Source organism: Scytonema sp. PCC 10023, assembly GCF_963920835.1.
Lineage (GTDB): Bacteria > Cyanobacteriota > Cyanobacteriia > Cyanobacteriales > Nostocaceae > Kalymmatonema.
The window spans coordinates 21,183-32,273 of record NZ_CAWUDP010000106.1 but is presented as its reverse complement, the minus strand read 5'-3'; the positions used below and the strand labels follow the sequence as shown (position 1 = coordinate 32,273).

The 11,091-nt window shown below is 42.9% G+C and carries 5 protein-coding genes and 1 pseudogene; 4 read left to right on the top strand and 2 right to left on the bottom strand.

Annotated features, from left to right (window positions below; all coding sequences use genetic code 11):
- From ACM0OZ_RS39575 to ACM0OZ_RS39560, 4 genes and pseudogenes are all read left to right on the top strand, one after another.
- Positions 1-464 (top strand): annotated as a pseudogene (locus tag ACM0OZ_RS39575) (hypothetical protein); the annotation flags it as partial.
- 825 nt (positions 465-1,289) lie between these two features.
- Positions 1,290-3,329: a protein kinase domain-containing protein gene (locus ACM0OZ_RS39570; RefSeq protein WP_414588336.1), complete on the top strand. Its 2,040-nt coding sequence runs from the start codon at positions 1,290-1,292 to the stop codon at positions 3,327-3,329.
- A gap of 20 nt (positions 3,330-3,349) precedes the next feature.
- Positions 3,350-4,234, top strand: coding sequence for a hypothetical protein (locus tag ACM0OZ_RS39565; RefSeq protein ID WP_414588335.1), 885 nt, complete (start codon positions 3,350-3,352; stop codon positions 4,232-4,234).
- A gap of 446 nt (positions 4,235-4,680) precedes the next feature.
- Positions 4,681-6,636: a protein kinase domain-containing protein gene (locus ACM0OZ_RS39560; RefSeq protein ID WP_414588334.1), complete on the top strand. Its 1,956-nt coding sequence runs from the start codon at positions 4,681-4,683 to the stop codon at positions 6,634-6,636.
- A gap of 19 nt (positions 6,637-6,655) precedes the next feature.
- On the opposite strand, the gene ACM0OZ_RS39555 is transcribed toward ACM0OZ_RS39560, so the two are convergent.
- Together ACM0OZ_RS39555 and ACM0OZ_RS39550 are read right to left on the bottom strand one after the other, a co-directional pair.
- A complete protein-coding gene (locus tag ACM0OZ_RS39555) occupies positions 6,656-9,844 on the bottom strand; it encodes a tetratricopeptide repeat protein (protein ID WP_414588333.1) in 3,189 nt (1,062 codons plus the stop codon).
- Between the two features lie 175 nt (positions 9,845-10,019).
- The gene (locus ACM0OZ_RS39550; RefSeq protein WP_414588332.1) at positions 10,020-10,541 is read right to left on the bottom strand and encodes a COP23 domain-containing protein; all 522 of its coding nucleotides are present in this window, start codon (positions 10,539-10,541) and stop codon (positions 10,020-10,022) included.
- Between the last annotated feature and the right edge of the window lie 550 nt (positions 10,542-11,091).

Genomic DNA, 11,091 nt, shown 5'->3' with positions numbered 1-11,091 from the left:
GTTTCGGTGTTGGGGTGGTATTACCAGTTGCTGTGGGTGCAGAAGTCCTGCCAGTAGCTGTTGGTTTCGGTGCTGAGGTGCTAGTACCCGTTGCTGTGGGTGTGGAAGTCCTGCCAGTAGCTGTTGGTTTCGGTGTTGGGGTGCTAGTACCCGTTGCTGTGGGTGCAGAAGTCCTGCCAGTAGCTGTTGGTTTCGGTGCTGAGGTGGTATTACCAGTTGCTGTGGGTGCAGAAGTCCTGCCAGTAGCTGTTGGTTTCGGTGCTGAGGTGCTAGTACCCGTTGCTGTGGGTGTGGAAGTCCTGCCAGTGGCTGTTGGTTTCGGTGCTGAGGTGCTAGTACCCGTTGCTGTGGGTGTGGAAGTCGTGCCAGTGGCGGAAGGTACAGGTGTTGAGGTGGTACTCCCCTGGGCTGTGGGTGCAGTAGCAGGAGGTAAAGGTGACTCAATAGGTTGTTTGCGTTGTTGAGATACAGGCGGTTGAGCCACAGGGATTTGCTCAATTCCTTTTTCTACCGCTTCTGGTTGTCTCTCATCTGGTGGTTTGGCAATTATGAAGTGTTCAGAGTGTAGCGGATTTGCCAAAACCTTTATAGGTAGAGCATAACTCGTTGTCAACCAACTACTGCTCATGCACAAAATTAGAACAAAGTTTAATCTATCTTTATAGTGTTTATTATTTTTTCCTGCCATTATTCACTCCTCATTTTTTATTTCCCACTTCAATCTGAAGGTAGATTTATACCTTGCTAAAGATAGATTTACACCTTGTTTTATTTGGCTTACGTACTACGTTCTGCTTAATTTGCTTTTTGCTTGTCAAGCAGAACTCAAAAAAGTTGATTTACCTGTATAAATTTTACTGAAATACGGTAACAAATTGCCGTTAATTTTTCTACAAATAAATCATCAATTTGTACGGTTTACATATTTCTGATGACAAAAAAATACAAAAAGCAGTATTATGACTATGCAGGAGTAAAAATGTTCCTCAAATTCCCTTTTGCACACGCAAAATTGTTTGTTTTATCGCATTCAGACTACGCGTAAGAATCCGGAGAATAGGTAAAACAGGATGAAATAGATAACAGGTATTTATGTTCACAAGGACATCCATGTGCATTGCTCACGCAGAAAGTCCTGAAATCCACTTAGATAGTAAGATAGTTAGTTGATAACAAAGCAAAGCGCATTTATGTAAAATGAGAATCTTACTGAGTCAGACAAGAGATGGCAAAATTATACGGCATCGCTTAACGTTGACATATACTCAACCTGCACATGGATTCCCAGTATGCTCTGCTGCCTGAATCCCGATTGCCAGAATCCTTTAAATCCAGATGGTAGCCAGCAATGCCGAAGTTGCAATACACCATTGATTCCTTTGTTGAGGGGTCGTTATCGTGTCATTAATGTACTGTCTGATGAAGGGGGATTTAGCAGGACTTATTTAGCAGAGGATATAGACAAGCTGAATGAACCTTGCGTTGTTAAGCAATTAGCACCAAAACTCCAGGAAACTTCTGCTTTGAAAAAGGCGGTGGAGTTATTTAAAGAAGAGGCAAAACAGCTTCAGCAGTTGGGACAACATCATCAAATTCCTACACTTTTGGCTTATTTTGAGCAGGATAAATACCTGTTTTTAGTGCAGCAATATATCGAAGGACAGAATTTACTAAAAGAATTGCAGACACAGGGAACTTACAGTGAAAGCAAAATTCGAGAACTTTTGCTGGATTTACTCCCTGTGCTTGAGTTTATCCATGCACGTGGGGTGATTCATCGGGATATCAAGCCACAGAATATTATCCGCCGTGAGAGCGATCGCCGATTGGTGCTGATTGATTTTGGAGCTTCAAAACAGCTTACCGCAACTGTGCAGACTAAAATTGGCACCACGATTGGTTCGCACGGTTATACGGCGATCGAACAGATGCAAGATGGAAAAGCTTACCCAGCTAGTGATTTATTTAGTTTGGGTGCGACTTGTTTTCATTTGGTGACTGGGGTTTCTCCATCTAAACTATGGATGCAACATGGATATAGTTGGGTGACTCATTGGCAGCGATATTTGAACCAACCTGGTCAAAGTGGAACAATTTCACGCCTAAAATTGGCTAAAGTTTTAGACAAGCTGTTAAAAGTAGACTTCCAAAAGCGTTATCAATCGGCTGATGAAGTTTATAAGGACGTGTTACGTCAGTCACAACCACTATCCTCAACCTTACTTTCAGTCGCCTCACCATCATCAGAGCAATTAACTTCATTACTACCAGACGGTAAGCTAAAGAAATATTTGTTGCTTGGTGCTGGGATTGTGGTGTTGGGATTAGGAGGATGGTATTCATACTTTCGTCCACTCTTCATCACCAAGCCTTCTATACCCAGTCAGCCGATAACTAGAACCTCGGAAGATTCTGATTCACCCAACACCCTGAAAGGACATTCTAGCGATGTGAATTCTGTCGCGTTCTCTGGTGATGGCAAGTTGCTTGCCAGTGGCAGTGATGATAACACAATCAAACTATGGAATGTAGCGAACCAACAAGAAATCCGCACTCTTAAGGGACACTCGGGATGGGTTTGGGCTGTCGCTTTTTCTCCTGACGGTAAAACTCTTGCTAGTGGGAGTGCAGACAAAACTATTAGATTATGGAATCTAGAAACAGGAGAGGAAATCGGCACTTTAAAGGGACATTCTAGTGGGGTATCTTCCATCACCTTTAGCCCGGATGGCAAAACCCTTGCTAGTGGAAGTTTGGACAAGACGATTAAACTATGGAATCTAGAAACAGGTCAGGAAATTGGTACTTTCAAAGGACATTCCAATGCAGTTGCTTCTGTCGCCTTCAGTCCGGATGGTGCAACGCTTGCTAGTGGGAGTTGGGACAAGAGAATTAAACTGTGGAACTTAGCAACAGCAAAGGAAATTCGCACGTTTGAAGGACATTCCGACATGGTTCTTTCTGTTGCCTTTAGTCGTGATGGTGTCACTCTTGCTAGTGGTAGCAAGGACAAGACAATCAAACTCTGGAATTTGGTTACAGGAGAAGCTACTTACACGCTAAAGCAGCATTCTGACAAAGTTAATTCTGTGGTATATTTGCAAAATGCAGGTAACGACAAAACTCCTAATCGAGTGATTCTTGTTAGTGGTAGCAATGACAATACTATTAAACTTTGGAATCCAGCAACCGGACAGGAAATTAGCACTTTAAAGAAGGATTCTGGCTATATTTATTCCGTCGCCACCAGCCCAGACGGACAGACGATCGCCAGTGGTGGCAGTGCTGATAACATTATCAAGATTTGGCAGATGCCTCGTTCGTTCTAATTTATTAATTTAAAAAAGCCATGACTAAACATATTTTATTTTTTATTCACGGTATGGGTGAAAGCTATTCCGATAATCAGTATCGTGTTTTGTGGACGGCGATCGCAAATTCCTACTGTACTCAATGTCAAGTTCCACTTGATGTGTTTAATAATCAATTTGAACCCGTATATATTAACTGGCAAAGCGTCACTTCTGATGCAGAAATTACAATTTTTGATACAGCATTTCCACAACTAGAAGTCACTCAAAAAAATTTACCTTTTAGCGACGTAATGCATCCAATTCGTGGAATTCGTAAATTCATAACATTTTTTATGGGTGATGTTGCTGCTTATGTATCTGAGAATGATAACAATATTCGCCGTACAGTCTGGCAGCAGATGGAACCTTATATTAGCAAAGGTTTACCGTATAGTATTATTGCTCATTCTCTTGGTTCAATCATCGTTTTTGACTACTTGTTTAACTTATTTGAAGAAAATCATTTGTTTCTACCAGAATCTGAGGGTCTTGAACATCAAAGCGAACTGTCCCCTAACGAAATTTCTCAATTAGCTGTTAACTTCCGTCATCTCTTTACCTTAGGTTCTCCAATTGGTTTATTTTTGTTACGTAAAGGTGATTTGTGGAAAGATGGGAGGAAATTTAATTCCATCAAAAATCCTGTTAACGATGATATAGAAAAAGGTATTAAGCGAACTTGGCTCAACTTTTATGATGAACAAGATGTTATTGCTTACCCTTTAGAAAAGCTGTTTAGTTTGAATACAACTACACCTAAAGGCTCAATCAAAGATGTTTTAGTGAATACGGGTTGGTTCGCTATTGATTCTCATACCCGCTATTGGGAAAATCAGCAGGTTGCTGTAGAAATAAGTCAAGTTTTACTTGGAGGTGCTTAATAAGGGACTTCCAAAAAATAAATTATTCAATATGAGTGGGGTGGGCTTCTAGCCCGCCCAGTTTATAGGACGGGCTAGAAGCCCATCCCACAAAAAAAGTTGGATATTTTTTAATTTGGAAGTCCCTAAATCTCTTGGAAAAGTCAATTGCTATGAAAATGAAACCACAGATGGACACAGATGGACACAGATAATTAACTAGTGTAAATCTTGTATCTATCTGTGCTTATAAATATCAAATACAGACGAATAGGCAGACCAAAAGGTGCATGATTAAGCAGCGATTGCTACTGTTGTCCGTTTTCACAGAGATCTATTGGTCACTCACAATGCTTACTCTTTTATAAGTATTCATAAGTATTCCAACTTTGCAATAAGAAAACTCGTTAGCTAATAAAGGGTAGTGGTAATATCATAGATGGCAACACAGTTACGCTTGCCAGACGATGCTCTGCTGCCTGAACCCCGATTGCCCACATCCTCTCAATCCTGATGGAATAACCAACTGCCAGAGTTGTGGCGCGCCACTGACACCGCTTTTGAGAGGTCACTATCGTGTTATCAAGGTGCTTTCAGATGAGGGAGGATTTGGCAGAACCTACTTGGCAGAAGATGTAGACAAGCTCAATGAACGCTGCGTTGTCAAGCAATTAGCACCGAAAGTCCAGGGAACATGGGCTTTGAAAAAGGCGATTGAGTCATTCCAACAAGAAGCTCAGCGATTGCAAGAATTAGGAAAAAATCCGCAAATTCCTACCTTGCTAGCTTACTTTGAGCAAGATAGCTATCTGTATTTAGTGCAAGAGTTTATTGATGGGCAGACTTTGCTCAAAGAGTTGCGACAACAGGGAATATATGGCGAAACAGAAATTCGGGAAGTTTTGCTGGATTTGCTGCCGGTTCTCAAGTTTATCCATGAACGTGGGGTGATTCATCGGGACATCAAGCCACAAAATATTATGCGGCGAATCTCTCCGACTCCTTCTGGAAGCGGGGGGAAAACAAGCGGGGCGGGGGAGCTAGTACTGATTGACTTTGGTGCCTCTAAGCAGCTTAGCGCCACAGTGCGGACTAAACCGGGAACGACTATTGGCACACGTGGATATACCCCTCTAGAACAAATGCAGGATGGTGAGGCTTACCCAGCAAGTGATTTGTTTAGTTTGGGAGCTACGTGCTTTCATTTAATGTCAGGTATTTCACCAGCTATATTTTGGACAGAAAATGGCTATAGCTGGGTTGGTTCTTGGCGGCAACATTTGAGACGCCCCATTAGTACAGATTTGGCAGAGATTCTTGATAAGCTTCTGAAAAAAGACATTCAAGAGCGTTATCAGTCAGCGGATGAAGTGATCAAGGACTTGGTGCGTGATCTAACGATTCAACCATCTTTGCAGCCAGCTATACTTAGAAACAAAGTTTTGGTAGGCGGTGCCATTCTGTTGTTGGGATTTGGAGCAGTTTGTTATGTCAACGATTTTCAGCCCCTAGACTTTTTAGTGGCACAAAACACTTTCCTGATCAAAACTCTCAATGGGCATTCTAATTTAGTGAGTTCTGTCGCCATCAGTCGCACGTCGAATGGCGTAACCCTTGTAAGTGGTAGTTTTGACACGACACTCAAACTGTGGAATTTGGCAACTGGCAAGGAAATTGCCACACTAGAAGCAAATGCTGGTTCGGTTCATTCAGTCGCTACCAGTCCGGATGGTCGTACTGTAGCCAGTGCTCATGGTGACAAAACAGTAAAACTGTGGAATCTCTTGACTGGGCAGGAAATTCGTACTCTCTACGGGCATTTGAGTTCGGTTGAGTCTGTTGCTATAAGTCCAAATAGCAAAATCCTTGCCAGTGGCAGTTTTGACGGAAATATCAAACTCTGGGAACTGCCATCGGGAAACGAAATCGCTACTCTGAGTTCACATTCGGGTGCTGTTAAATCTGTCGCTTTTGGTCGTGATGGGCAAACTCTTGCTAGTGGGAGTGAGGACAACACAGTTAAGTTATGGAATTTAGCTTCTAAGCAGGTCATCAGAACTTTTAAGGGACATTCGCAACCGATCCGGTCTGTCGCCATGAGTTCCGATGGAAAAACTCTTGCCAGTAGCAGTGCTGACGCCACTATCAAACTGTGGAATTTGGCAACCGGAGAGGAAATTTACACTTTTAAGGGTCATTCCTACTCGGTGAATTCTGTTGCCTTCACCTCAGATGGCAAGATTCTTGCCAGTGGTAGTAGCGACCATACTATCAAACTGTGGGATGTGGCAACGAAAAGCGAAATTCGCACTTTCAAGGCACCTTCTAAAGAGGTGACTTCCGTCGCCTTGAGTCCCGATGGTAAAACTCTTGCCAGTGGTTGTACTGACGGGACTATCAATGTTTGGCGGGTGGTTCGGTGAAATCTTGGTTGCAAACAGTCTAATTTTTCTGCAAAAGGCGTGCAAAACCCCCGTTGTTATAAGCTTCAGCAAGATCCGGCTTCCGGGCGATCGCACTCTTGAAATCTTCCATCGCCCCTTTGTCATCTTTTTCTTGCAAACGCGCAAAACCCCGGTTGTTATAAGCTAGGGCTAGCTGCGGTTTCAAGCGAATTGCTTCTGTAAAATCAGCGATCGCTTTTTCATAATCTTTCTGAGTATCCTGTGTATTCTGTTGAGACTCTGGGTTGATATATAACACGTTAGGAATGTTGGAGTTGAGGCGAATAGATTGATTCGCAGCGGCGATCGCTCCTGCATAACCTTGCTCTTGCACACGCGCTAGACCCCTGTTGTTGTAAGCTAAAGCAAAATCTGGTTTGAGGCGAATTGCTTCGTTGTAATCTGCGATCGCTCCTTGATAGTCTTTTTGTTCTTGTCGGGCATTACCCCGGAGCGTATAGTATAAATATGCGACTTGAGGAAACAGACTGATGGCTTTGTCGTAATCCGAACTTCCTCCCTGTTTATCTTTCACCAGAAATCGAGCATATCCCCGGTAACTGTACACCCAGGCGTTATCAGGTTGGAGGCGCAAAGCAGTGTCAAAATCCTCTGTAAATGAAGTTTGTCCCATCATCGCCTGAACAATCCCCCGACCAACGTAAGCCGGGGCATAATTAGGTTCTAGGCGTATCGCTTCGCTATAGTTTTCAATTGCTGTTTTGTAGTCTTTCTCGGCAGTTCGGACATCGCCAAGCTTTTTATAGTAAAGATAAGCTGCTTGGGGAGCAAAGCGAATTGCTGCGGTGTAATCCTCAATCGCTCCTTTATTATCTTGCAGAATAGAGCGAGCAGTACCCCGCTTATTATAAATTGCAGCCGAGTCTGGCTCAAGGCGCAGCGCTCTGTCGAAATCTTGAACAAATGCTTTGCGGTTTCCCATCATCGCGTGGACAATTCCCCGATCAACGTAGGCATAAGCATTGTCAGGCTGAAGGGCGATCGCTTTGTTTAAATCTTGAAGCGCTTCTTGATAATTTTCTTCACTCGATTTTGCCACACCCCGCTGTCGGTATGCAAAGGGATTATCAGGCTGGAGGCGCAAAGCTTCGTTAAAATCCTTAATTGCTTCGCTGGTGTCTCCCATACTGATACGGATATCACCCCGGAGAATGTACTGCAAAGGCTGGGGATTGATTTTAATCGCTTGATCGCAAGCCTGAATTGCTTTTGGGTAATTCCCTAATTCGCCCAAGACATTGCATAGCCCTCGATAAGCTATAAACTCATCTGGCTTGAGTGAAATTACCTTTTCTAGCGCTTGGCGTGCTTCTTCGTATCGATTCAAGGCGAAAAGCGTATCCCCTAACTCACGCCACGCTGGATCGTATGTTGGATTATATGTCGTTGCTTTGTTGAAAGATTGAAGTGCTTCTTTATATTTTTGCTGTAGACGCTGTGCGCGTCCGCGTGCATACCAAGCTTGAGACAAGTTTGGCTTGATTTGAATTGCTTGCTCAAATGCATCTACTGCTTTTTCATATTTCTGCGATCGCAATAGTTTATTACCATAACTGAGCCACTCAAATTCATCACGGCTGTTTCCGGGTGATGCTACATTCAGAGCAGATGTGATAATTGCGTCTTGTTGGGGATCGCTCAATCGCGGTGGTACTGTGGTATGCTTTTTGAACTTGATTTGCGATTTTTCCTGCTGTACCAGTGCCAAAAAGCTACGGATAGGCACACCCAAACTGTAACCCAGTTGGATTTCCCGTTCCTCACCCGTTTTTTGTTTAATTAACGTTGGTTCTCCTTCGGCTGCTGTATGAATCCCAATCACTCGACCCAAGCTATCTAACACTGGACTACCACTCATGCCTTTATCAGTAGAATTGGTATAAACCAGTTCATAACCAAAAGCAAAAGAACGAGAATCTTTGGCGCGATCAATTCCGCCACCGTAGAGCAATCCCGCACTAAACTGACGGTTTGGTTGTGTATCTTTTGATGCAGGAATTCCAGACACAAAAACCACTCTGTCTTCATTTTCTAAGTCATAGTCAGCTAGGGTAGCCACTTGGTAAGTTTGGTTGCTGGTGAACTGCAACAGCGCCAAGTCTGTTCCTTCCCAAGTTTTGATGGTGCTAGTGTTTACCGCATACTCCTGACCATCCGGAGTTACGACTTTCAAGTCGTTCTTACCTCGCACCACATGACCAGCGCTGAGAACATAGTATGTGTTACCTTCCTTGGCAACAATCACCCCCGAGCCATGACTGTTTTGCCAACTGATTAACACTGTAATTTCTTTAGCAATGTTGTTAACTAAAGTTGCCACCAACGGCGTGGATGTGGCTGTTGATCTCGTAACTGTGTTCCTTGCTTGCGGGTTTTCTGGTGGAATAATTGGCGGATCTAACTGAGATAATGTCTCAATGGGAACTCCCCAACTTGAGCGCCGCATTCGCTCGCGCAAAGCATCATTAGGCTGGGAACCATCTTCATAGACGTACGGATCGCCCCACAAAGGCTGAGCATGGATGCCATTGATACCAATGACTTTACCGTCACTATTGAGCACTGGTCCACCGCTCATGCCCTTTTCAACTTGATTGGTATATCCAATCCGGTAACCCCCTTTTAAGGAGCGTTCTAGCAACAGAGAAATACGTCCGGGATACGTGACAAACTGCCTTGAACTAGATGAATCCTCTTTAAATGGAAACCCCGCAGCAAACACTTCATCACCTTCTTTTAAGGTTGATGAACTTCCCAGAGAAGCTACGGCATAGTTACCACTAGCATGAAACTGCAATAAAACCAAATCTTTGTGATCATAATTAACTTCTTTGACCAACTGGGCTGGATGATTTTGACCATCGGGTGTATTAATGAGATGGGGTTTCCCTGCTTGTAGGACGTGCTGGCTTGTCAAAACTGTATACAAGGAACCATCTTTTTGAATCAATATCCCCGAACCGCCCTTTTCTCCAGAGATAATCTTGACTGTAATGGACTGGGCTAGCTTCTGCAGTTGGTCTTGGGACAACTGGGAGATTTGCTGCTTTGCAAAAAGTTTGGGGGCGGAAAGACTGAGATAAAGACCTTGTACTGGCAGCATCCACAACGTGCCTATCCAGAAGACTAAACTCAGTAACCGACAATCCATTTGCCCATGTCCCATAAGTGTCAATTTAGTGATTGGGGGAAATAGGGGTCACCCCTGGGGGAAATTCAAAATTCAAAATTCAAAAAATAATTTTTCATTTTAAATTTTGAGAACACAAGGCGATTGTCTTTATTTTCCTATTTCCCTATTGTCAACTATCCATTCTTTGATGTATTCAAACTAGAATATCCTACTTAGTGGCGTTAGCGGGTTCTTCTCGTACTAACTGATTCATGTCAATGTAAACTTGGGGAGAGCCATCATCAGATTGAACAATCGGACCGCTGGCTGTGTAGCCCATTTGCCTGAGATTTTCAATGACTTGACCAGCATCGTCATCTGCTCGCAATGTCAGTAGCAAATGGCTGCAAGTGCCGCCGTATCGACTTGCAGCGCACAAAACCTTTTGACCATTCATATTTCCTGTTGTCAGGTAATTCAGCACACCGTTAACAGAAGCATTTTGAAATCTGGCAGAGACGACGTCACAGCGTTCTTTCGCGGAAAATTTATTGTTCCAATTTTTTTGGAAGGTAATCATTGGAATTTTGTTCCCTGTCGCGGTTCTGGCGTATGTCGTTGGTACGCCGTCCTTATTTGTACCACAAAAGTATGTATTGTTTTGAGCATAACTGGACTGACTCATACTAGCAATGCTGCCTAGGGCGATCGCATTGGCAATTAGCATATTTGTAAATAATTTGGCTTTCATGGTGATGCTATTCTTCCTAAAAACTCAGAAGTTATATTAACTACATCATCTGAATCAACAAATCCTCACCCTCAAAGAAAATGAAAAAATATGTTTACTTCTTATTAATTTCTGGATTATTCTTTTCATACAATTATAGTATAAGTATTGAAATAATTTGGAAAAATACTTATTAACAAATTAATTAAGTAAAAAAGAATACAACATATTTTTTCTGACTACTGTCTTTGAAATCAGACTTTAAGTAAGTCGGCACAATAAAACCAAACTATGTGAATAAAAGTAAAGAAGGCTGAAACCTTTTTTCCCCCTACTCGGGTGCCCCCTGCCCCCTGCCTTATCCCAAGGATAATTATTTACACCGACGTACTTACTTGCAAATAAGACCGTGGCATCTGAGGGCAAAACGCGGTTTATTTAATTCGGTATTTTATCGTGCGGGAACGCAAGAGCAGCGAACAGGCGGCATAGGAGTGATGAATTAATCAATGAGTCAAAAGATGAATTGTAAAACTCGTCATTCCTTAGGAGGTATTTTTTGATCATACAG

Excerpts from the sequence above, each read along its gene's own strand:
- ACM0OZ_RS39570 (WP_414588336.1), top strand. The coding sequence starts at position 1,290 with ATGCTCTGCTGCCTGAATCCCGATTGCCAGAATCCTTTAAATCCAGAT.
- ACM0OZ_RS39565 (WP_414588335.1), top strand. The coding sequence starts at position 3,350 with ATGACTAAACATATTTTATTTTTTATTCACGGTATGGGTGAAAGCTAT.
- ACM0OZ_RS39560 (WP_414588334.1), top strand. The coding sequence starts at position 4,681 with ATGCTCTGCTGCCTGAACCCCGATTGCCCACATCCTCTCAATCCTGAT.
- ACM0OZ_RS39555 (WP_414588333.1), bottom strand. The coding sequence starts at position 9,844 with ATGGGACATGGGCAAATGGATTGTCGGTTACTGAGTTTAGTCTTCTGG.
- ACM0OZ_RS39550 (WP_414588332.1), bottom strand. The coding sequence starts at position 10,541 with ATGAAAGCCAAATTATTTACAAATATGCTAATTGCCAATGCGATCGCC.